This is a genomic window from Kocuria sp. p3-SID1428 (assembly GCF_025149945.1).
Classification (GTDB): domain Bacteria; phylum Actinomycetota; class Actinomycetes; order Actinomycetales; family Micrococcaceae; genus Kocuria.
Genome location: NZ_JALXVH010000018.1, coordinates 1 through 22,258, shown reverse-complemented (window position 1 = coordinate 22,258; position 22,258 = coordinate 1). Strand labels below are relative to the sequence as shown.

At 71.5% G+C, this 22,258-nt stretch carries 18 protein-coding genes; 16 read left to right on the top strand and 2 right to left on the bottom strand.

What is annotated here, in order from left to right; genetic code table 11:
* Window positions 1–36: 36 nt before the first annotated feature.
* Entirely contained in the window at window positions 37–1,173 is a 1,137-nt protein-coding gene (locus M3E84_RS05645) for a LysM peptidoglycan-binding domain-containing protein (protein WP_259895181.1), read from the bottom strand.
* A 134-nt stretch (window positions 1,174–1,307) separates the two neighbouring features.
* On the opposite strand from M3E84_RS05645, the gene M3E84_RS05640 reads away from it, so the two are divergent.
* Complete coding sequence (locus M3E84_RS05640) at window positions 1,308–1,706, top strand: Rv2175c family DNA-binding protein (protein ID WP_259895180.1); 399 nt, start codon at window positions 1,308–1,310, stop codon at window positions 1,704–1,706.
* Between the two features lie 37 nt (window positions 1,707–1,743).
* Here M3E84_RS05640 and M3E84_RS05635 read toward each other — a convergent pair whose 3' ends face one another.
* Window positions 1,744–2,880 carry a polyprenyl synthetase family protein gene (locus M3E84_RS05635; RefSeq protein ID WP_259895178.1) on the bottom strand — a complete coding sequence of 379 codons (1,137 nt, stop codon included), beginning with the start codon at window positions 2,878–2,880 and terminating at the stop codon, window positions 1,744–1,746.
* A 132-nt stretch (window positions 2,881–3,012) separates the two neighbouring features.
* Between M3E84_RS05635 and dinB the strand changes: the two genes are divergently transcribed.
* The 15 genes from dinB (at window position 3,013) to ftsZ (ending at window position 22,252) form a co-directional block, all read left to right on the top strand.
* Window positions 3,013–4,296 (top strand): DNA polymerase IV, encoded by a 1,284-nt coding sequence (dinB, locus tag M3E84_RS05630; protein ID WP_259895176.1) that lies wholly within the window; start codon window positions 3,013–3,015, stop codon window positions 4,294–4,296.
* A gap of 113 nt (window positions 4,297–4,409) precedes the next feature.
* Window positions 4,410–4,808: a DUF3040 domain-containing protein gene (locus M3E84_RS05625; protein WP_259895174.1), complete on the top strand. Its 399-nt coding sequence runs from the start codon at window positions 4,410–4,412 to the stop codon at window positions 4,806–4,808.
* Window positions 4,809–5,294: 486 nt separating this feature from the next.
* A complete protein-coding gene (gene mraZ / locus M3E84_RS05620; RefSeq protein WP_259895172.1) occupies window positions 5,295–5,726 on the top strand; it encodes a division/cell wall cluster transcriptional repressor MraZ in 432 nt (143 codons plus the stop codon).
* A gap of 380 nt (window positions 5,727–6,106) precedes the next feature.
* On the top strand, window positions 6,107–7,096 hold the full coding sequence (gene rsmH / locus M3E84_RS05615; RefSeq protein ID WP_259895171.1) for a 16S rRNA (cytosine(1402)-N(4))-methyltransferase RsmH: 990 nt from the start codon (window positions 6,107–6,109) through the stop codon (window positions 7,094–7,096).
* Window positions 7,093–7,836, top strand: coding sequence for a hypothetical protein (locus tag M3E84_RS05610; RefSeq protein WP_259895169.1), 744 nt, complete (start codon window positions 7,093–7,095; stop codon window positions 7,834–7,836). The genes rsmH and M3E84_RS05610 overlap by 4 nt, the downstream gene beginning before the upstream one ends.
* Window positions 7,833–9,686, top strand: coding sequence for a penicillin-binding protein 2 (locus tag M3E84_RS05605; RefSeq protein WP_259895167.1), 1,854 nt, complete (start codon window positions 7,833–7,835; stop codon window positions 9,684–9,686). The genes M3E84_RS05610 and M3E84_RS05605 overlap by 4 nt, the downstream gene beginning before the upstream one ends.
* Before the next feature lie 206 nt (window positions 9,687–9,892).
* Complete coding sequence (locus tag M3E84_RS05600; protein WP_259895166.1) at window positions 9,893–11,572, top strand: UDP-N-acetylmuramoyl-L-alanyl-D-glutamate--2,6-diaminopimelate ligase; 1,680 nt, start codon at window positions 9,893–9,895, stop codon at window positions 11,570–11,572.
* Window positions 11,569–13,041: a UDP-N-acetylmuramoyl-tripeptide--D-alanyl-D-alanine ligase gene (gene murF / locus M3E84_RS05595; protein WP_259895164.1), complete on the top strand. Its 1,473-nt coding sequence runs from the start codon at window positions 11,569–11,571 to the stop codon at window positions 13,039–13,041. Before M3E84_RS05600 ends, murF begins: the two co-directional genes overlap by 4 nt.
* Window positions 13,038–14,204, top strand: a complete 1,167-nt coding sequence (gene mraY / locus M3E84_RS05590; protein ID WP_259895163.1) for a phospho-N-acetylmuramoyl-pentapeptide-transferase — start codon at window positions 13,038–13,040, stop codon at window positions 14,202–14,204. Before murF ends, mraY begins: the two co-directional genes overlap by 4 nt.
* Window positions 14,201–15,730, top strand: coding sequence for a UDP-N-acetylmuramoyl-L-alanine--D-glutamate ligase (gene murD, locus M3E84_RS05585; protein WP_259895160.1), 1,530 nt, complete (start codon window positions 14,201–14,203; stop codon window positions 15,728–15,730). Before mraY ends, murD begins: the two co-directional genes overlap by 4 nt.
* Window positions 15,727–17,103: a putative lipid II flippase FtsW gene (gene ftsW, locus M3E84_RS05580; RefSeq protein ID WP_259895158.1), complete on the top strand. Its 1,377-nt coding sequence runs from the start codon at window positions 15,727–15,729 to the stop codon at window positions 17,101–17,103. The genes murD and ftsW overlap by 4 nt, the downstream gene beginning before the upstream one ends.
* 46 nt (window positions 17,104–17,149) lie before the next feature.
* The gene (gene murG, locus M3E84_RS05575) at window positions 17,150–18,283 is read left to right on the top strand and encodes an undecaprenyldiphospho-muramoylpentapeptide beta-N-acetylglucosaminyltransferase (RefSeq protein WP_259895156.1); all 1,134 of its coding nucleotides are present in this window, start codon (window positions 17,150–17,152) and stop codon (window positions 18,281–18,283) included.
* Window positions 18,273–19,730 carry a UDP-N-acetylmuramate--L-alanine ligase gene (gene murC, locus M3E84_RS05570; RefSeq protein WP_259895154.1) on the top strand — a complete coding sequence of 486 codons (1,458 nt, stop codon included), beginning with the start codon at window positions 18,273–18,275 and terminating at the stop codon, window positions 19,728–19,730. Before murG ends, murC begins: the two co-directional genes overlap by 11 nt.
* Entirely contained in the window at window positions 19,730–20,743 is a 1,014-nt protein-coding gene (locus tag M3E84_RS05565) for a cell division protein FtsQ/DivIB (RefSeq protein WP_259895152.1), read from the top strand. The genes murC and M3E84_RS05565 overlap by 1 nt, the downstream gene beginning before the upstream one ends.
* Window positions 20,744–20,992: 249 nt before the next feature.
* Window positions 20,993–22,252, top strand: coding sequence for a cell division protein FtsZ (gene ftsZ / locus M3E84_RS05560; protein ID WP_259895150.1), 1,260 nt, complete (start codon window positions 20,993–20,995; stop codon window positions 22,250–22,252).
* The last annotated feature ends 6 nt before the right edge of the window (window positions 22,253–22,258 follow it).

Here is a 22,258-nt window from a genome sequence, read left to right as displayed (position 1 = left end):
CAATCGTGACGCAGAGCGCTCGGCGCCGCGGCGGACTCAGCGCAGGTGCGTCCAGCCGGAGAGCTTCGCCTTGACCTGCTTCACGTAGGTCTTCGTGTCGTCGTACATCCCGTACTCCTCGACGCCGTAGGCCCCCTGGTAGTACGAGGCGATCCCGTGCTCGAGATCGGCGGAGGTGCGCTGGTTCTCCCGGATGATGGCCACTCCGGCCGTGACGTTGTCCTGCGGGTCCAGCAGGTCGAGATCCCGACCCACCAGCGCGGAGGCCCACTGGCCCGACGACGGCAGCACCTGCATGGTGCCTACCGCATCTGCGGGGGAGGCGCTGCGGTGCCTGAAGCCCGACTCCTGCTCGGCATGGGCCAGCGCCAGCGCGGGGTCCACACCCATCTCCTGGGCCGTGGTGCGCACCAGGCGCTGCATCTCATCGGCCGACGGCGCGGGGCGCTCGTACAGCTGATCGAGGTGCTCCTGGGCGGAGGCCAGGGTCTCGTCGTCGTAGTCGTAGCCGGGGAAGTCGTCCTGGACCCGCGGGGCCTGGGCGTTCGCTGCGGGATCCGCGGCCTTCTCTGCCGAGGGTTCGGCGGCCGGGGCCGACTCGGCGGCGGGGATCCGCAGCATCTGGCCCTCGCGCAGCGGGGCGGCGATGTCCAGGTCGTTGGCCTCGAGCAGCTCCTGGACCGTGACCTCGTGGCGCTGCGAGAGCAGCCACAGCGAATCGCCGGCGACCACGTGATGCTCGGCGCCGCGCGGGGCGGCCTGGGCGGGCTCGGCCGGAGCGGCGGGGTCCTCGACGCGGGTGGCCTCGTCGTCGGTGGTCGAGGGGGCGGTCGTCTCGGCCGGTGCGGACAGTCGCAGGGTGTCTCCGGGGGCCAGCGCGGCATCGCCGGACAGCCCGTTCCACTCCATGAGGTCTTCGACTGACAGGCCGTTGGCCGTGGCCACCGACCAGAGGCTGTCGCCGGGCTGGACGGTGCGGGCGGGTCCGTCGACGGCGTCGGGGCGCTCATCCGGTGCCGAGCCCTTCGGCTGGTCCACCGCGTGGGCCGCGGACGTCCCGGTGGTGCCGAAGACGGCCAGCGCGGCAAGGGCTGCCGCGGAGCGTCGGGCGCGGGAGCCTCCGCGGGCCGGATCCGAGTCCTGGGGGCGGGGATCCTGAGGAGTGTGCTGCATGCTGGGGATGACCTCGGGCTGGAAGATGCGCTGATCAGGGGAAGTGCCGAAGCGCTGCTGCCTGCAGGGTACCCGGTGCGCGCCCAGGGGCTCCGATGGCGGCGCGGCACGGCGGTTCGTGGCACCCTGGATCCGTGAAGAAGTCTGAGACGAACCCCGCGCAGCCCACCCTCGAGCAGTTCGAGGCCCTCGACGCCCTGGTCGGTGAGTGGACCACGTTCCCGGACGTGGCCGAGTCCACCGGGGTGATCGTGACCCGCGTGCACTCCATGGCCGAGGACGGCACCCTCGTGGCCTTCCGCGACCCCCGCGACGGCGTGCGCCGCATCCCGGCCGAGTTCCTCATGGACGGCCAGCCGCTCGACGCCCTGCGGGGAACCATGACCGTGCTGCGGGACAACCGCTACACCGACCTGGAGGCGGTCACCTGGCTGTTCACCCAGGACGAGTCCCTGCCCGGTCGGCCCATCGACTTCCTGCGGGCCGGGCGCAAGGCGGAGATCCGTCGTCGGGCACAGACCCTGGACTGGTGACTCGCAGCTCCTACGAACGCCTCTGCTCAGCGTCGGCTCAGCGAGCGCGGCGGATCAGGGCCTCGGCCATGAGGTGCAGGCCCGCCCGCGGAAGGTCCTCGACCGGCAGCTGCGCCAGCGCCTGATCCGTGCGCTGCGACAGCTCATCCACCATCTCCTCGGTGCGCTGCAGGGCGCCGCTGCGGCGCAGGGCCCCGCGCAGCTGCTCGATCCGCGCGTCGTCGAGCGACTGATCCCCCAGGGCCTCGGCCACCAGACGAGCGTCCTGCGGCTGGGCGTCGCGGAGGTGCTGGCCGATCAGCACGGTGCGCTTGCCCTCGCGCAGGTCGTCGCCGGCCGGCTTGCCCGTGGTCCGCGGGTCGCCGAACACGCCCAGGACGTCGTCGCGGATCTGGAAGGCCTCGCCCAGCGGCAGCGCGAACTCCCGGCAGGCCTCCACGAACGACGACGGCGCCCCGGCCAGCAGCGCCCCCAGGGCCGCCGGGTGCTCGGCCGAGTACTTGGCCGACTTGTAGCGCAGCACCTCGAAGGCCCGCTCGATGGCCTTGTGCGGCGGCAGGGTCCCGGCCGCGACCTCGGCGTGGATGTCCAGGTACTGCCCGAGCATGACCTCGGTGCGCATGCGGGTGAAGTCGGCTGCCGCGCCCTCGGGGTGACCGGCCAGCTCGACGGCCTCGCCGAAGAGCTGCTCCGACCAGGTCAGCGCCAGATCTCCTGCCAGCACGGCAGCGGAGGTGCCGAAGTGCGCGCTGTCCTGGCTCCATCCGGCGTCGCGGTGGCGATCGGCGAACTGCACGTGGATCGAGGCCATGCCGCGACGGGTCGCCGAGCGGTCGATGATGTCGTCGTGGATCAAGGCGGCCGTCTGGAAGAGCTCGATCCCGGCTCCGGCCAGGCGCGGGATGCGGGAGTCCGCGGCACCGCCGGCGGCGCGCCAGCTCCAGTAGAGCAGCTGGGCGCGAGTGCGCTTGCCGCCCGTGGACAGCCCGGCGATGGCCTCGACCACGGGCCCGGCAGCCTCCGAGATGCCCTCGGCCACCGTGCGCTGGTCATGGAACCAGCCCTGCAGCACGGCGTCGACGTCGCGGCGGAAGGCCTCGGATTCGGCGGCCGCGGCGCGCGCGAGATCGGGGCTCGGGCTGTCGGAGTCGGGTGCGAAGCTGGAGGTGGTCAAAAGGCTCCTGACGGTGGGGGTGCTCGCGGCGCCGCCGGTCGGACAGCGCCTGCGGCCAGGGTAGCCCGCGGGTTGCCGTGCCAGGCGGCCGGGACCCCAGCCACCGGGAGATTCCAGCAGGGGAGGGGGCGCATGAGCGCTCAGCAGCTCGAGCAGTGGCGCAGCGCTGCCATCATGCACGTCGATCTCGACATGTTCTTCGTGGCCGTCGGCCTGCTGGAGCGCCCGGACCTGGTGGGCAAGCCGGTGATCGTCGCCCGGGACTCCGGGCGCTCGGTGGTCCTGTCCGCCTCGTATGAGGCCCGGGCCTTCGGCGTGCGCTCCGGCATGCCGGTCTCCCGCGCGCGGGCCATGTGCCCGCAAGGCATCCTGCTGGATCCGTCCTACGCGGACTACCCGGCCTACTCGGAGCAGGTCATGGCCATGTTCCACGATCTCACGCACCTGGTGGAGCAGATCAGCGTGGACGAGGCCTTCCTGGACGTCTCCGGGGCCATCCGCCGGCTGGGCTCGCCGGTGCAGATCGCTCGCCAGCTGCGGTCCCGGATCCAGCGGGAGACGGGGCTGACCGCCTCGGTGGGCATCGGCGCCTCCAAGACCGTCGCCAAGATCGCCTCCACCCGCTCCAAGCCGGACGGGCTGCTGCTTGTGCGCGCCCAGGACACCGTGGCGTTCATGGCCGAGCTGCCCGTCGGGGCTCTGTGGGGCGTGGGCGAGCGGACCGAGGAGGCGCTGCGGCGCGCCGGGCTGCGCACGGTGGGCGAGATCGCCCAGCGCACCCCGCAGCAGCTCGCCCGCGTGGTCGGTCCGGCCAGCGGCGCGCACCTGCACGCACTGGCCCACGGTGTGGACCCCCGTCCGGTCACCCCGCAGCGCGAGGAGAAGAGCCTGGGGGCGGAGCAGACCTTCGAAACCGACGTCCGTGACATCGAGACCCTGCGCCGCGAGCTGCTCGGGCTGTGCCACCGCACGGCAGCGCGTCTGCGCCGCCAGGGACTGCGAGCCCGCCGGGTGGGGCTGAAGCTGCGGTGGGAGGATTTCACCACCATCTCGCGCTCGCGGACGGTGACCCACCCCTTCACCTCCGGCCACGACCTCTACACCTACGCCGAGGAGCTGCTGTCGGCCGAGCTGCCGCTGCCCAGCGCGGTGCGCCTGATCGGCGTGCGGGCCGAGTCCCTCGAGGACGCCGATTCCGCCATGCAGCTCAGCCTCGACGGACGGGAGGAGGAATGGGCCGCCGCCGAGTCGGCCATGGACAGGGCGCGCGAGCGCTTCGGCGGCGCCGTCCTGGGACCTGCCTCCATGCTGCGCCCGCCGCGCAGCACGGTCGGACGGCGCGAGCTGCGCGCCGGCCACCGCGACGATCCCGCTGCCGACAGCGCCCGGAAGCCGCGGCCGCGGGGCCGTGGATGAGCGGCATGTGACATGCACGTGCCGTGCGGGAGGCCTTGCGGGTAGACTCGCCTCATCGCAGGGACCAGGCCGTGTCCCTGATCCTCAGAAGCAGACCCCCCAGGAGGGACGTCGTGGCCCTTTCGGAGCGCGAGCAGCAGCTGCTGGCTCAGCTGGAGCAGCAGCTCAACGCGGATGACCCGCAGTTCGTGAGCCAGATGGACTCGCGACCCGTGAAGCCCACCTTCTCCACGCGCGCCCTCGTGCTCGGAGCCGTCATCGGCGTCGTCGGACTGGGCGTCGTGGTCGGTGGCGTGGCCCTGAACTCCATCCTGGTGGGCGTCCTCGGGTTCCTGATCATGTCCTTCGGGGTCTACTGGGCCTCCACGCGCGCCACGACCACCCAGGGCTCCGAGTCATCGGACTCCTCGCAGGGCGGCACCAAAGCCAAGGCGACTGCGGCCAAGAAGCCGCAGTCCGGCTTCATGCGCAACCTCGAGGATCGCTGGGACGAGCGCCGCTCCGGCAGCTGAGCCGCGCACAGACCACTCGAAGGCCCCCGTCCGTGAGGACGGGGGCCTTCGTCATGCCGCAGCCGTCTGCCCGCGCGCCTCCTCCTGCCCCAGCACTGCCCCACTTCCCTCCCCAGCCCCACCCCACTTCCCTCCACCGATGCCGTCGGCCGCGTCCCGGTCGGATCCCGCGCGGCCCGGATCCGCTTGATCGCTGGAATCTCGGTGCGGCGAGAGGTCGTCGGCCGACCGGGGGACGGGTCGGTTGCTCGCTGCGGTGGGGGAGGGTCGCGCGAATCCCTCCCCAGCGCCCCACTTCGCCTCCCAGGGCGCCTCCACCCAGCTGTGACAAGGAGAGACGCCCTCGCCTTCGAGAGCTGGATCGACGCGCAATGGCCCCAGAACCCGCCTGCGGCGGGCATTCTCGATTGACGGTGGAGGAAGGTGGAGTAAAGTGGTGTACACGAGAGCGAATCAGACGTCATCCGGATCCGAACGGCGGTGGGCATGTTCCTCGGAACGCACTCCCCACGCCTGGACGAGAAGGGGCGGCTGATCCTTCCGGCCAAGTTCCGAGAGGAGCTGGCGGACGGACTGGTCCTCACCAGGGGCCAGGAGCGGTGCCTCTACGTCTTCAGCGCTGCTGAGTTCGAGAGGGTGCACGAGCAGATGAGGGCGGCCCCGCTGTCCTCCAAGCAGGCCCGTGACTACATCCGCGTGTTCCTCTCGGGCGCCTCGGACGAGGTGCCGGACAAGCAGGGTCGGGTGACCGTCCCTGCACCGCTGCGCCAGTACGCAGGTCTGGATCGCGAGCTCGCCGTCGTCGGCGCGGGCTCCCGGGCCGAGATCTGGGACGCCGCGGCATGGCAGCAGTACCTGGAGGAGCAGGAGGCGGCCTTCTCGGACACCGAGGAGGAAGTCATCCCCGGACTCTTCTGAACGACCTGGACCGCCGAGAGGCGGACCGCAGACGCGGCGCCACGAGCACTGCATCGGGATCTCCCGGATGGGATCTCCACCCGCACTGCCATTCCCGTCCTGACTCACCTTCCCCTGAGCCAGGCCGGATTCGAGGGATGGTCAGCGGTTGGGGTTCTCGCTCTGGAGCACCGGATGCGGTGCTCGTCGTCGTTGCGCACCTGCGCCGGGACGGCCTCGGACCGGGCGTGCGGTGGTGGCGCGGATCATCGCGCTCACCGGCCCCGCCGAGGCCTCGCAGTCGCCCGTGCCCGATAGGGTGGGCGGTCGTCGGGATGCCAGCATGAGCACCCGGTCGCGGCGCGTCCCTCGCGCCTCGCCGAGCATCAGGAGGACGAGCCATGGACGATCTCGAGCGCCCCGCCGGCGACCGGCACGTCCCCGTCCTTCTCGAGGCCTGCCTGGACCTGCTCGCCCCCGCATTGGAGGGTCCTGCGCCCGTGGTCATCGACGCCACGCTCGGCATGGGCGGGCACAGCGAGGCCATCCTGCGCCGCTTCCCGGAGGTGCGACTGGTGGGCATCGACCGCGACTCGGAGGCCCTGCGCCTGGCCGGGCGCCGCCTGCAGTCCTGGTCCGAGCGCTTCTTCCCGGTCCACACCACCTACGACGAGATCGACCATGCCCTCGCGCAGGCCGGATTCGAGGCTGCCGACGGCATCCTCTTCGACCTCGGCGTCTCCTCGATGCAGCTCGACGAGCGCGAGCGCGGGTTCGCCTACTCCTACGATGCGCCGCTGGACATGCGGATGGATTCCACGGCCGATCTCACGGCACGAGAGATCGTCAGGGAGTACTCGGAGCAGGACCTGCGCCGCATCCTGCGCGACTGGGGCGAGGAGCGCTTCGCCCAGCGCATCGCACGGGGGATCGTCCAGGCGCGCGAGCACCGGCGGCTGTCGACCACCGGCGAGCTCGTGGAGATCGTCCGGGCGGCCAAGCCCGCCGCGGCCCTGCACAAGAAGGGCCACCCGGCCAAGCAGACGTTCCAGGCGCTGCGCATCGAGGTCAATCAGGAGCTGGAGGTGCTCAGCCGCGCTGTGCCGAATGCCCTGGATGCTCTCAGGCTCGGAGGGCGCGTCGCTGCCATGAGCTACCACTCGCTCGAGGACAAGATGGTCAAGCAGGAGCTGGCCGCCCGCTCACGCTCCTCGGCGCCCAAGGGCCTGCCGGTCGAGCTCGAGGAGCACAAGCCGACCTTCCGCATGATCACCCGCGGCACCCACACGCCGACCGCCGAGGAGATCGAGGCGAACCCGAGGGCGGCCTCGGCGCGGCTGCGCGCCGCGGAGCGGATCAGACCGGACACCAGGCACGGAAAGCACTCATGAGCACAGCAGCGGGCAGGACGCCAGGGCGCCCACGGCTGCGCCTGCCGCGCCGTCGTGCCCGGCTCCCCGAGCACCAGCGCGCCGCCCGACGCGCCATGTGGTCGCGACTGATCCCGGTCTCGGCGGCCCTGCTGGTGGTGCTGGGGACCTTCGCGGTGATCCTGCTGATGACGGTGCGGATCACCGACGGGCAGTACCGCATGGTCGAGCTGCGCAATCAGGAGGAGGCCCTGGATCAGCAGAACGAGTCGCTGACCCAGGATCTCGAGTTCCACCAGGCACCGCAGAACCTGGCCCGCAGCGCCCGGGAGGAGGGCTTGGTGCCCGCTCCCACCGAGCAGGGAGTGGTCGATCTGAGCACAGGAGAGGTGACCGGCCAGGCCGTTCCCGCCCCCGAGGCCGACGACGAGCTCGACATCGCCATCCCGGCGCCGATCCAGTCCGGATCCTCAGCGGCCGAGCAGGCCCAGAAGGAGGAGCGCGCGCGTCGCGATGCTCTGCCCTCCTCGGAGTCCGAGGCCGAGGACCAGCTCGACAGCGCCCGCGAGGCCGAGGACGACGTCGAGCTCCACGGCGGCACGATCCCCGCACCGCAGCAGCGCGGTGACAGCTCTGCCGCACAGGAGCAGACGAGCAGCGGGGACGGGAATCCGGAGGCTCCCGAGGGCCACACGCCGCTGAGCGGACCGGCACAGGAGGCAGTCCAGGACGACACCGCGCAGGAAGGAGCAGGCCAGTGAGCGGAAGCACGCGCGATGACAGCGGCAGCGCCGGCGGCATGGGCCGCCGCGAGTTCGTGGGCCTGCTGATCGGCCTGCTGGCCCTGGTGGTGCTCGCGCTGCGGCTCGTGTACGTCCAGGGGCTGGATCTGCGCGGGCAGGCAGCTCGAGCCGAGGCCAGCCGCCTGCGCGTCGAGGTCATCCCCGCACAGCGCGGCGAGATCCTGGACCGCAACGGGGCGGTGCTGGCGCGCAGCATCCAGCGCTACGACATCGCGGTCGATCAGACGATCGTGCAGGACGTGGTGATGCAGAACCCGGACGGCACGACCGAGGAGCTCACCGTCCTGGAGGCGATCCGGCGCCTGGCGGACATCCTCGGGATGTCGGATCAGGAGGTCAAGGAGACGCTGCAGGGGGACACGGAGGTGCCGGTCGAGCAGCGCAAGAACTTCGAGTACCTGTTCCGCGACGCGACTCCCGAGCAGTGGAACCGCATCACGGACCTGCGCGTGGGATACGTGACCGCCGAGCCGGTGGCCCAGCGCAGCTACCCCAACGGCTCGCTGGCCGGCTCCGTCGTGGGGTTCGTCGGGGCCGAGGGCGAGGCCCTGGGCGGCCTCGAGCTGACTCAGGACGAGCACCTGCGGGGCATCGACGGCGAGCGAAGCTTCGAGATCGGCGCCGACGGTGTCCGCATCCCGGTCGCTCCGCAGGACGAGACGACCGCGCAGGACGGCTCGTCGATCGAGCTGTCCCTGGACCGCGATGTCCAGTTCTATGCCCAGCAGGCGATCGCCCGCCGCGTGGAGGAGCTCAGCGCGCAGTGGGGCACGGCGATCGTGCTGCGGATCTCGGACGGGGCGGTCCTGGCGCTGGCGGACTCGTCGATGGTCGACCCCAACGACACGGGGCGCACCGAGGATGAGGGCGACTTCCAGCCGCGCAGCGTCGCCTCGGCCGTGGAGCCGGGCTCCACCCAGAAGATCCTCACGGCGGCGGCGGCGATCGACACCGGCCATGCCGAGAAGGACTCCGAGATCACCGTGCCCCCGGAGCTGGAGATCGACGGGCAGACGATCACGGATGCCTTCGAACACCGCGAGGAGGATCGCACCTTCGCCGGGATCATCGCCGACTCCATGAACACCGGCACCGTGCTGGTGGGCTCGCGCCTGGACCGGCAGGGCCGCTATGACTGGATGAAGAAGTTCGGGGTGGGGGAGCTGACGGGCATCGAGCTGCCCGGCGAGTCCCCGGGGCTGCTCGCAGACTGGGAGGACTGGGATGTCCGGCAGCAGTACACGGTGCTCTTCGGCCAGGGCGTCTCCCAGTCGCCGCTGCGCACCTCCACCATCTTCCAGGCGGTCGGCAACGACGGCCTGCAGATCGAGCCTCGGCTCCTGCAGGCGATCATCGACCCCGACGGCACCCGCACCGAGCTGGAGCCCCCGGAGGGGCGCCAGATCTTCTCCGCCGAGACCGCTCAGCAGCTGCGCGAGATGATGGAGTCCGTGATCACCGTCGGCGGCGCCCCGGATGCCGCCACCGACGGCTACCGGGTGGGCGGCAAGTCGGGCACGGCCGAGGCCGCCAGCGCCGAGGGCGGCTACGACGGCTACACCACATCCTTCGCCGGCATCGGCCCCATGGAGGATCCGCAGTATGTCGTGGCGACCACCATCCACAAGCCGGAGGGGGCGGTGTCCGCGATCGGCGCCTCATCAGTCTTCGCCGAGATCATGGGCCAGGTGCTGCGCCACTACGGCGTCCCGCCCTCGACCGGCGGTGCGGTCGGTCTGCCCAAGTTCTTCGGCGAGGACGCCGATCGCAACGAGGAGCTGGCGGATACGCCGACCGGCATCGCCTGAGTGGACGCCGCGCGGGCGATCTCAGCGTGCGGCATCAGTTGCCGGACTAGACTCGCCACGTCCGGAATACGGCTCTTCCCCGCCGTCCTCGAGGTCGGGCGTCCTCGGCGGGCAGGGGGAAGCGCTGTCCGCGACCGATGGGCTCCGAACGGGGCCCGCATCGAGGGAACGGCCGGCTCCCACCGGCCGATCCGAGGAAGGACGACATGCAGAACCTGCCCGAGCCGGGTCTGGACGCGGCCCGTCTGCGGCCCCGCGGCGCTGCTTCGCTGCCGGCCGCCGAGCTGGCCCAGCGGATCGGCGCGCGCCTGGAGACACCCGAGGCGCACGACAGTGCGCAGGAGCCGTTCCCTGTCCGAGGCATCAGCATCGACTCCCGCTCGGTGCAGCCCGGAGATCTCTACGCGGCCCTTCCCGGTGCCCGGTTCCACGGCGCGGGATTCGCCGCCGCCGCGATCGGCTCCGGGGCCGCTGCCGTGCTCACCGATGAGGCCGGGCTCGAGCAGATCCGCGCTCTGGGCCCGCTCGGCGTCCCGGTGATCGTGGCGGCGGTGCCGCGCGAGCACATGGGCGAGATCAGCGCCGCGCTCTACGGCGGCACACAGGACGCGCGCGCACGCATGCCGCTGTTCGGCGTGACCGGCACGAACGGCAAGACCACCACCACGTACTTCCTCAACTCGATCCAGAAGGCCCTGGGCCGCACGACCGGGCTGATCGGCACAATCGAGATCCTCGCCGGCGATCAGCGCATCCCGTCGCTGCTGACCACGCCGGAGGCGCCGTCGGTGCATGCCCTGCTGGCCGTCATGCGCGAGGCCGGCATGACCGGGGCCTCCATGGAGGTCTCCTCCCATGCTCTCGAGTTCCATCGCGTGGACGGCGTGCACTACGACGTCACCGGGTTCACCAACCTGACCCAGGACCACCTGGACCTGCACGGGTCCATGGAGGCCTACTTCGAGGTCAAGGCCCAGCTGTTCACCGCCCCTCGCACGGACCGCGCCGTGATCGTGGTGGCCGATGACCAGGACCAGTGGGGCCTGCGCATGGCCCGCCGGGCCCGAGAGGAGCTCGGCGCCGAGGCCGTGGAGGTCATCGCACTGCGCGGCGGGATCGTCGAGGATCGCGACCGCGGCCCGCACCGCCACGGCGCCGACTGGACGCTCAGCGAGCTGTCCCGCCGCGGGGTGGGCCACCGCTTCGAGCTGGTGCACCGCGACGGCCGCCGGCTGCGCGTGTCGACCGGGCTTCCCGGCGAGTTCAACGTCGCCAACGCCGCCCTGGCCGTCGTCATGGTGCTGGCCTCCGGCGTGCCGCTGCAGGCCCTGCAGACCGCGCTGGATGACCACGACCCCCTGACCACGGACGTGCCCGGGCGCATGCAGCTGATCAGCAGCGAGCCGACCGCCGTCGTGGACTTCGCGCACAACCCGGACGCGCTGACCCGTGCACTGGAGGCGGTCGATCCGCCCGAGGGGGACGGCCGCGTGATCGTGGTCTTCGGCGCCACGGGGCAGCGTGACACCACCAAGCGCCCGTTCATGGGCCGGATCGCAGCCCAGGGCGCGGACGTGGTGATCGTGACCGATGACGACCCCCACGACGAGGACCCCGCAGGGATCCGCGCCGAGGTCATCGCCGGAGCCCTGCAGGCCCGCGAGGAGGGCGCCGCTCGCGCCACCGAGATCGAGGAGATCTTCCCGCGCGCCACGGCCATCCGCACGGCGGTCGCCGTGGCCGGGCCGCGCGACTCGATCCTGGTCGCCGGGCGAGGACATGAGACGACTCAGGAGATAGCAGGCGTCGACCATCCCCTGGATGATCGGCAGGAGCTGCGCGACGCGCTCCACGACACGCAGGAAGGACGGTGGGGGCGCTCGTGATCCCTCTCAATGCCAGGCGCATCGCCGAGATCGTCGGAGGCGAGCTGCTGGGGCTGGAGCCGCAGCAGGACGGCCCCGTCGTCGAGCACGTGACGACCGACTCCCGCGAGGCGGGGGAGGCGACCCTGTTCGTCGCCAAGCCCGGGGAGGTCACCGACGGCCACCGCTTCGTGGCCGCCGCCTTCGCAGCCGGCTCCCCGCTGGCGCTCGTGGAGCGCGAGGTCGCCGCCGAGGACGGCACCGTCTTCCCGTCGGTGCGCGTGCCGGATGTCGTGGAGGCCATGGGCGTCCTGGCCTCCGCGGTGGTGCGCATGCTGCGCAAGGACAACGGCCTCAAGGTGGTCGCGGTCACCGGCTCGGTCGGCAAGACGACCACCAAGGACCTGCTGCGCTCGATCCTCTCCGAGATGGGTCCCACCGTGGCCCCGCAGGGCTCCTACAACGGCGAGGTCGGCGTGCCGCTGACCGTGTTCCGCACGGATGCGTCCACCGAGTACCTCGTCGTGGAGATGGGCGCCACCCACATCGGCAATATCTCCTATCTGTGCCGGATGGTCTCCCCGGACGTGGGAACCGTGCTGTGCGTGGGCTCCGCGCACGCCGGCGAGTTCGGCGGCGTGGAGAACATCGCAATCGCCAAGGGCGAGATGGTCGAGTCGCTGTCCGCGGACGGCGTGGCGATCCTCAACGACGACGACGACCGCGTGCGCGCCATGCACACGCGCACCCAGGCGCCGATCGTGTTCTTCGGCACCGGGCAGCAGAGCATCCTCCCGGAGGTCCCGGCGGCTCGCGTGTGGGCAGACGGGATCTCGACCGACGACGACGGGCACCCGTCCCTGGACCTGCACTTCGCCGACGGCTCCGTGCACCACGTGGTCTCCGGGCTGATCGGCGAGCACCACGTCTCCAATATCCTGGCCGCGGCCTCCGCCGCCTCGATGGCAGGCGTCCCCGCCGCCACGATCGCCGTCGTGCTGCAGGGCCTGGGCCCGGGCAGCCGCTGGCGCATGGAGCGCACCGAGCGCCCCGACGGCGTGACGGTGCTCAACGACGCCTACAACGCCAACCCGCAGTCCATGGCAGGGGCGCTGCAGACCCTGGCGCGCATGGGCGGGCCGCAGGACTCGCCGCAGCACCGCCGCACCTGGGCCGTGCTCGGGGAGATGTACGAGCTCGGCGACAGCTCGGTCGAGGAGCACAACCGACTGGGCTCGCTCGTGGTGCGCTACAACATCTCCCGGCTGCTGGCCGTGGGGCCGCTGGCGCGGCCCACCTACATCACCGCTCAGCTCGAGGGCTCGTGGGGCGAGGAGGCGGCCTGGGTCGAGGACCTCCAGGAGGCCGAGGCCTTCCTGGCAGAGAACCTCCGACCCGGAGACATCGTCCTGTTCAAGTCCTCGAACTCCGCGGGGCTCAAGACGCTCGGCGACCGGGTCGCCGGCGCCGGCGAGGGAGGCCGAGCATGATCCAGATCATCGTCGCCGCAGCACTGGGTCTGATCCTGTCGATCCTGGGCACCCCGCTGTTCATCCGCTTCCTGGCCAGCCGCGGCTACGGCCAGTTCATCCGCGAGGACGGGCCCTCGAGCCACCAGACCAAGCGCGGCACGCCCACCATGGGCGGCGTGGCGATCCTGGGCTCGGCCGTGCTCGCCTACCTGATCTCGCAAACCGTCGTCGGGCTGTTCACGGGACAGTGGATCGGGCCCACCGCCTCCGGGCTGCTGGCCGCCTTCCTCATGCTCGGCATGGGCTTTGTCGGAGGGATCGACGATGCCAAGAAGATCACCAAGAAGCAGAACCTGGGCCTGAGCCCCGGCGGCAAGATCGCGCTTCAGGGCACGATCGGCACGATCTTCGCGGTGCTCACGCTGATGCTGCCCGACCAGCAGGGCCGCACCCCCGGCTCGACCGAGGTCTCGCTGACCCGCGACACCGGTCTGGACCTGGGCCTCGGCCAGCTGGGCGGCGGGCTCGTCGAGGCCCTGAGCTCCGAGCGCACCGTCGTGCTCGTGATCCTGGGCCTGATCCTCTACATCGTGTGGGTCAACCTCATCGCGACAGCGACCACCAACGCCGTCAACCTCACCGACGGGCTCGACGGCCTGGCCACGGGCGCATCGATCCTCGTCTTCTCCGGCTACCTCATGATCAGCCTGTGGCAGACGGACCACCTGTGCGCAGACGGCGGACCCGGGCTGTGCTACACCGTGCGCGATCCCTCGGACCTCACCGTCCTGGCCGCCGCCCTGGTGGGAGCGCTGATCGGCTTCCTGTGGTGGAACACGTCGCCGGCCAAGATCTTCATGGGCGACACCGGCTCCCTGGGCCTGGGCGGCGCTCTCGCGGCGTTCGCGATCCTGACTCGCACGGAGCTGCTGCTCGTGCTGATCGCGGGGCTGTTCGTGCTCATCACCGTCTCGGTGATCCTGCAGGTCGGCTGGTTCAAGCTCTCCGGCGGCAAGCGCATCTTCAAGATGGCGCCCCTGCAGCACCACTTCGAGCTCAAGGGATGGCAGGAGGTCACGATCGTCGTGCGCTTCTGGATCATCGCCGGGCTCTTCACTGCCGTCGCGCTCGCGGTGTTCTACGGCGAGTGGCTCATCTCCAACGGAGGCGCGTTCCTGTGATCCATGCCAGCAACGAGAATCCCGTCCTGGACGACCCCCGGCTGGCGTCGCTGACCAGCTGGGACGCCGACTGGGCGGACCTTCGCGTCGTGGTGCTGGGCATCGGCGTGTCGGGCTTCGCCGCCGCGGACACGCTGATCGAGCTCGGCGCCCGCGTGGTCGTCATCGACGGCCGGGACTCCGAGGCCAACCGGCAGAAGGCCGAGACCCTGGGGATCGTGGGCGCCGCCGAGGTCCTGCTGGGCGCGGAGGCCGTGGCAGGACTGCCGCAGGTCGACGGCCAGGACCCGCAGCTCGTGGTGACCTCCCCGGGCTTCCGTCCCGACGACACCGTCCTGGCCGAGGCCGTCTCGCGCGGCATCCAGATCTGGGGCGACGTCGAGCTGGCCTGGCGCCTCCGCGAGCGGGCGGGGCGGCCCACCGCCCAGTGGGTGTGCATCACCGGCACCAACGGCAAGACCACCACCGTGCAGATGGCCGAGGCCATGCTCCAGGCCGGCGGGCTCAAGGCGCTGGCCGTGGGCAACGTGGGCACCCCGATCCTCGATGCCCTGCGCGACCCCGTCGACTACGACGTCCTGGCCGTCGAGCTGTCGAGCTTCCAGCTGCACTGGGCGCACTCGGTCTCCCCGCTGGCCGCGGTGTGCCTCAACGTGGCCGAGGACCACGTGGACTGGCACGGGGGATTCGAGAACTACGTGGCCGACAAGTCGCGGATCTACGAGAACTGCCAGGTCGCCGCCGTCTACAGCGTCGCCGACCCTCGCACCCGCGAGATGGTCGAGGAGGCGGACGTCGTGGAGGGCTGCCGGGCCATCGGCTTCACGGCGGGCAACCCGGAGATCTCCATGCTCGGCGTGGTCGAGGAGCTGCTCGTGGACCGCGCGTTCCTGGCAGACCGCCGCAACCAGGCACTGGAGGTCGGGCTGGTCGAGTCGATCAAGCCCGTGCCGACCCCGCACGGGGTGACCAACGCGCTGGCCGCAGCCGCATTGGCCCGTGCCGCCGGGGTCTCCGGCGAGGACACCGCCCGCGGCCTGGCCGCCTGGGAACCGGGCGGGCACCGCATCCAGCCCGTGGCCAAGACCTTCGGCGTGGTGTGGGTCGATGACTCCAAGGCCACCAACCCGCACGCCGCCGCTGCCTCGCTGTCGGCCTTCGACCCGGTGGTGTGGATCGCCGGCGGGCTGGCCAAGGGAACGGACAGCTCCGAGCTGGTCGCCGCCCACGCCGGACGCCTGCGGGCCGTCGTGCTGATCGGCACCGACAACGAGCGGCTCGAGGCGGCCCTTGCCGCCTCCGCCCCGGAGGTGCCGATCCTGCGCGCCGCGGAGGGCCTGGAGGATCTCAGCGACGGCGAGGCGGTCATGCGCGCCGCCGTCGAGGCCGCTCACCGCGTGGCCGTGGACGGCGACACCGTGCTGATGGCCCCGGCGGCCGCCTCCATGGACCAGTTCCGGGACTACGGCCACCGCGGCGAGGCCTTCGCGCGCAGCGTGGCCGATCTGGTGGAGCGCCTCTCGTGAGCCCGAGGACCGGGGGGCTCGCCACCCGGCTGCGGGACCGGATCGACCGGCATCCCGGCCCGTTGCGCCGAGTCGAGGACAGCATCCGCACCGGCCCGCTGCTGCAGTCCTACTACGCGCTGGCCATCAGCGCGGTCCTGCTCTTCGCGATCGGCGCCATGATGGTGCTCTCCGCTTCGGCCGTCGAGTCGATCTCGGCCGAGCAGTCGGCCTACGGATTGTTCGTGCGTCAGCTGGTCTTCGGCGGGCTGGGGCTGATCTCCATGTTCGTGCTCTCGCGCATGCCGGCCCGACTCATGCGCCGCCTGGCGATCCTGCTGTTCTGGATCTCCGTGGTCATCCTGGCGCTCGTGGTGCCGTTCGGCATCGAGGTCGGCGGCAACCGGAACTGGCTGTCGATCGGCGGCTTGACGCTGCAGCCCTCCGAGATCGCCAAGCTGACCTGCATCCTGGCCCTCGGCGTGTGGCTCGGTCGCGTGGCCGGGCGCATCCGCACGCTCAAGGACGCACTGTGGCCCTCGGCCGTGGCCGTCGTCGTGCCGGTGGCGTTCGTGATGTACGGCCGCGACATGGGCACGGCGGGCATCTTCCTGCTGATCTATCTGGCCGCGGTGTTCTTCGCCGGTGTGCCGATCCGCTGGATCCTCACGGCCTTCGCCGCAGGCGCCGCCGTGTCACTGGCCTTCGTGATCTCCGCACCGCACCGCCTCGAGCGCGTGAGCTCCTGGCTGACCGGGGACTGCGACCCCTCGGCGGGCTGCTACCAGGCCATGCACGGACTCTCCGCGCTGGCCACCGGCGGCTGGTGGGGTGTGGGCCTGGGGCAGTCGCGCTCCAAGTACAACTACGTCCCCGAGGCGCACAACGACTTCATCTTCGCGATCATCGGCGAGGAGCTCGGGCTGCTCGGCACCGTGAGCATCCTGGCGCTGTTCGCCGTGATGGCGGTGGCCATGGCCCGGGTCCTGATGCGCTGCACCTCGGGCTTCGAGCGCATCATCACCGGCGGCATCCTGGCCTGGCTGATCGGGCAGGCCTTCGTGAACATCGGCATGGTCACCGCCGTGCTGCCCGTGATCGGCGTGCCGCTGCCGTTCATCAGCTACGGCGGTTCGTCGCTGCTGATGTGCCTGTCGGCGGTGGGCGTGGTGATGTCCTTCGCCCGTCGGCCCTCCGTCGGCATGGTCGAGTCGATCCCGCCGCCGCGCTCTCGCGCCGTCGCGCCCCGACGGCCGCGGCCGGACGAGGATGCGTACGATGCCTACCACGACGAGGGCAGCTACGACGACCTGCTCGATGATGAGCGCGAGCCCATCGCCGAGGTCCATGACATCCGCCGCGGACGAGTCATCCGCCGCCGAGGGGACGCCTGAGCCCTCGGATCCGAACGCACGTCCCGTACACCGCAGGAGCAGCCGCATGAGCGAGCACGACCCCCACCCGACCGAGCCGCAGCGCCCCGTGAGCGTGGTGCTGGCCGGCGGCGGCACAGCGGGGCACGTGTCGCCGCTGCTGGCGATCGCCGCGGCGGTGCTGCGCGCGCAGCCCGCAGCGCAGGTCACTGCGGTCGGCACCGCCTCGGGCATGGAGACCCGCCTGGTCCCGGCCGCCGGTCTGGCGCTGGAGACCATCGACCGCGTCCCGCTGCCGCGCCGTCCCTCCATCGACCTGCTCAAGCTGCCCGTGCGCCTGCGCGGGGCGATCACCCAGGCCGGGCGGATCATCGACGACCGCCAGGCCGACGTGGTGGTGGGGGTGGGCGGCTACGTCTGCACGCCCATGTACCTGGCCGCCCGTCGTCGTGGTGTGCCGGTGGTGATCCACGAGGCCAATGCCCGTCCGGGGCTGGCCAACCGCGTGGGAGCTCGCTTCGCCTCCGTCGTGGCCACCGCCTTCCCCGACACCCCGCTGAAGGGCGCGCGCACGGTCGGGATGCCCATGCGCCGGGAGATCTCGCAGCTCGACCGCTCGGTCGCCCAGCGTCAGGCACGTCTGCGACTGGGCCTGGAGCCCGACCGGACGACCGTGATCGTCACGGGAGGATCCTCCGGAGCCGTGGCCATCAACCGCACGATCCAGGGCATCGTGCGGGGGATCGCCGAGCACGGCTACCAGCTGCTGCACATCACCGGCCGGGACAAGCCGGTGCTCACCCCGGACCTTCGCCCGCTCGAGGCGGAGGGCTACCGGCAGGTCGAGTACGTCGACGGCATGGAGGACGTCTACGCCGCCGCCGATCTGCTGATCGCCCGCGCCGGAGCCGCCACCGTCTCCGAGGTCGCCGCCGTCGGCCTGCCGGCGATCTTCGTGCCGCTGCCGATCGGCAACGGCGAGCAGGCCCTCAACGCCCGATCCCTCGTGGCCGCAGGCGCCGCCCGGCTCGTCGAGGACTCGGAGTTCACCCCCGAGTGGTACCGCGCGAACGTGCTGCCCCTGCTCACTTCCCCCGACGGCCTGGCCGAGATGACCCGTGCGGCTCGAGGGGCTGGCGTGCGCGATGCGGACGCGACCATGGCTGAACTGATCCTGCAGGAGGCACGACATGAGCACTGATCCCGCAACCGGGTCCCCGAACGAGTCCATGGGCGTGGACACCGACCCCGCCGCCCTGGGCCGCACCCACCTGATCGGCATCGGCGGGGCGGGCATGTCCGCCGTCGCCCGTCTGCTGCTCGCCCACGGCGTGAGCGTCTCCGGCTCGGATGCCCAGGACTCCCGCGGCCTCGACGCGCTGCGCGAGCGCGGTGCCCGCATCAGCATCGGGCAGTCGGCCGAGAACATCGCCGAGGCCCGGACCGTCGTGATCTCCACGGCGATCCGCGAGACCAACCCCGAACTGGCGGCCGCTCGGGAGGCGGGGCTGCGCGTGCTGCACCGCTCCCAGGCGCTGGCCGTGGCCATGCACGGCTCCCAGGTGGTCGCCGTGGCCGGCACGCACGGCAAGACCACCACGTCGTCCATGGCCGCGGTGGCTCTGCAGGAGTGCGGGCAGGACCCGTCGTGGGCCATCGGCGCGCACGTCGCCGATCTGGGCACCAATGCCCATCTGGGCCGCGGCCGCTGGTTCGTGGCCGAGGCCGATGAGTCCGACGGCTCCTTCCTCTCCTACGCGCCCACGATCGCTGTGGTCACCAACATCGAGCCCGACCACCTGGACCACTACGGCTCCGAGGAGGCGTTCTTCCAGGCCTTCGAGGACTTCGCCGGCACCGTGCGCTCCGGCGGCACGCTGGTGGCCTGCCAGGACGATGCCGGCTCGCGCCGACTCGCCGAGGCCGTGCGCCGCCGCGGCGGCAGCGTGGTCACCTACGGCACCGACGCCTCCGCCCAGATCCGTCTCAGCGACATCCGCACCGAGGGCATCGGGGCCACCGCCGAGCTGAGCGTGGGCGAGGGGGCCGATCGCTGGAGCCACCGCCTGCGCCTGGAGGTCCCCGGAGAGCACAACGTGCTCAACGCGGCGGCGGCCTTCGCGGTCACCCGGATCGCCGGGGTCCCGGCCGAGGACGCGCTGCGGGGGCTGGCCGGGTTCCACGGCTCCGATCGACGTTTCGACCTCAAGGGCGAGGCCCGGGGCGTGCGGGTCATCGACGACTACGCCCATCACCCCACCGAGGTCCGCGCCGCGCTGAGCGCCGCCCGACGGGTCGCGGGGGAGCATCGCGTCCTGGTGGTCTTCCAGCCGCACCTGTTCTCCCGCACGCAGGCCTTCGCCGCGCAGTTCGCCCAGGCGCTCGAGCTCGCGGACCAGGCCTGGGTCCTGCCGATCTACGCTGCCCGGGAGGATCCTCTCGAGGGCGTCTCCGCCGAGCTGATCGCCGATGCCGCAGGGGAGTCGGTGCGCAGCGCCTTCGATCCCCAGGAGGCGATCGCCCAGATCGCGGCTCAGGCCGGGCAGGGGGATCTGGTGCTCACGGTCGGCGCCGGCGACGTCACGGCTCTGGGCCCCGGCCTGCTCAGCGCGCTGGAGGACACCGGGCAGGCGGGGGCCTCGGCCTGATGGCAGGAGGACCCCGGCCCCGCCAGCCGCGCTTCGACGGCACATCGGAGGGCGCGAGCACCCTGCGCGAGCAGGACTCGGCGCGCGCCGAGACGACATCCGAGCCGGCCTCGTCCGCCGAGGGGCGCGGCGGGTCTGCCCGGGTGCGCGTCAACAGCCGGGGCAAGGTCGCAGCTGTCGATGAGCAGCGCGAGTCCGAGTTCGAGCCGGTGCCCACGGGCGGCGGGCAGTTCAGCGACTGGCGGCGCACGCTGCAGCTGGGCTCGTCCCGCTCCGGATCCAGGGGCTCGGAGGGCGGCGGGCGCCACGATGATGGCGGGCGGCGGCTCTCCCCGCGGATGCGCCGCCTGGTGCGCATCGTAGTGGCCCTGCTGGTCGTGGCCCTGATCCTGTGGGCCGTCTTCCTCTCCCCGCTGTTCGCGGTGCGCTCCCTGGAGATCGAGGGCCTCTCCCTGAGCGATCAGGCGGCGGTCGAGGAGGCGCTGCAGCCGCTCGAGGGCAAGTCCATGACACGGATCTCGGCCGATGAGGTCCAGTCCCTGCTCGCGGACTTCCCGGCGGTGGCCTCCGTGGATACCAGTGCTGGCGGCAGCGGGACCCTGCGGGTCGAGGTCCAGGAGCGGATCCCGGTGGCCGCCATCGCTGACGGCGATGGCTGGCAGCTCGTAGACCGCGACGGAGTGCAGCTCGAGCAGGTCGCCGACCGCGAGCAGATCCAGGTCCCCGTGATCGCCGGCGGGACCGAGGTGCTGGGCACGGAGGACTGGGAGACGGTCGGCTCCGTGCTGGCCTCGCTGCCGTCGTCGCTGCTGGAGCAGGTCCGCACGGCGCGCGCCGAATCGGGCGGGGTCGTGATGCTCGAGCTGCAGGACGACGTCACGGTGCGCTGGGGCGATGACACGGACAGCGCGCTCAAGGCAGAGGTCCTGGCCGAGCTCGTGGATGCCTCGGAGGCCACCGGCGCCGTCGAGGTCTATGACGTCTCCGCGCCCCGGCACCCGGTCCTTGAGTAGTCGTCCCGCGGTATTTCCTTGCACTTTCAGGTGAGAGTTGAACAGATGTCCCCGGATCGGGGACTCAATGCGCTCAACACGCGCCGCGAACTCGTGACCACGCCGTGTCGGTTGTTAGGCTGACCCGGAAATCAGAGCATGAGCCCTCAGGCATATATCTCGACCTTGAATCGAAGGTTGAAGCTGGGGGATCAACGCGGACCCCACCGTCGATGCAGGTCGGCGGCCCCGAAACAAGACAGGGTGATCATGGACACCACGCCCCAGAACTATCTGGCCGTCATCAAGGTCGTCGGCATCGGCGGCGGCGGCGTCAACGCCGTCAACCGCATGATCGAGGAGGGACTCCGCGGTGTGGAGTTCATCGCGATCAACACGGATGCCCAGGCGCTGCTGATGTCGGATGCCGACGTCAAGCTCGATGTCGGCCGCGAGCTGACCCGCGGCCTGGGCGCCGGCGCCAACCCGGATGTCGGGCGCCAGGCGGCCGAGGATCACCATGAGGAGATCGAGGAGGTCCTGAAGGGGGCCGACATGGTCTTCGTGACCGCCGGCGAGGGCGGCGGAACCGGCACCGGCGGCGCCCCCGTCGTCGCGCGCATCGCTCGCTCGCTGGGCGCGCTGACCATCGGCGTGGTCACTCGTCCGTTCACCTTCGAGGGCCGTCGCCGCTCGAACCAGGCGGAGAACGGCATCGAGACCATGCGCGATGAGGTCGACACCCTCATCGTGATCCCGAACGACCGCCTGCTGTCCATCTCGGACCGCAACGTGTCCATGCTGGATGCCTTCAAGTCCGCGGACCAGGTGCTGCTGTCGGGTGTGCAGGGCATCACCGACCTGATCACCACGCCGGGTCTGATCAACCTCGACTTCGCCGACGTCAAGTCCGTCATGCAGGGCGCGGGCTCCGCGCTCATGGGCATCGGCTCGGCCCAGGGCGAGGACCGCGCCGTCAAGGCCGCCGAGCTGGCGATCGCCTCGCCGCTGCTCGAGGCCTCGATCGACGGCGCCCACGGCGTGCTGCTGTCCATCCAGGGCGGCTCGGATCTCGGCCTGTTCGAGATCAACGAGGCCGCGCGCCTGGTCCAGGAGGTCGCCCACCCGGAGGCCAACATCATCTTCGGGGCGGTCATCGACGACGCCCTGGGCGACAGCGCCCGCGTCACCGTGATCGCCGCAGGCTTCGACTCCCTCTCGCAGGAGACCAACGCCAACGCGAACTCGCCGGCCGCGCAGCAGGCCGCCTCGACCCGCGCCGCCTTCGGCGCCGGCGCGGGCGCTCCGTCCACGGCCTCGAGCTCCTCCGCCCAGCGCGGCGGCCAGGGCTCGGGCTTCGGCGGCTCGGCAGCGGGGTCGTGGGGCGGCGCCTCGGCGGCCTCCTCGACCCCGTCGAACGACGATGTCCCGGACGACGCCGGCTTCGACGTCGATCTCCCCCCGGAGAGCGGCACCCCCAAGTCCTCGGGTCGCAAGGACTCGCTGGACTTCCCGGACTTCCTCAAGTGAGGTTCT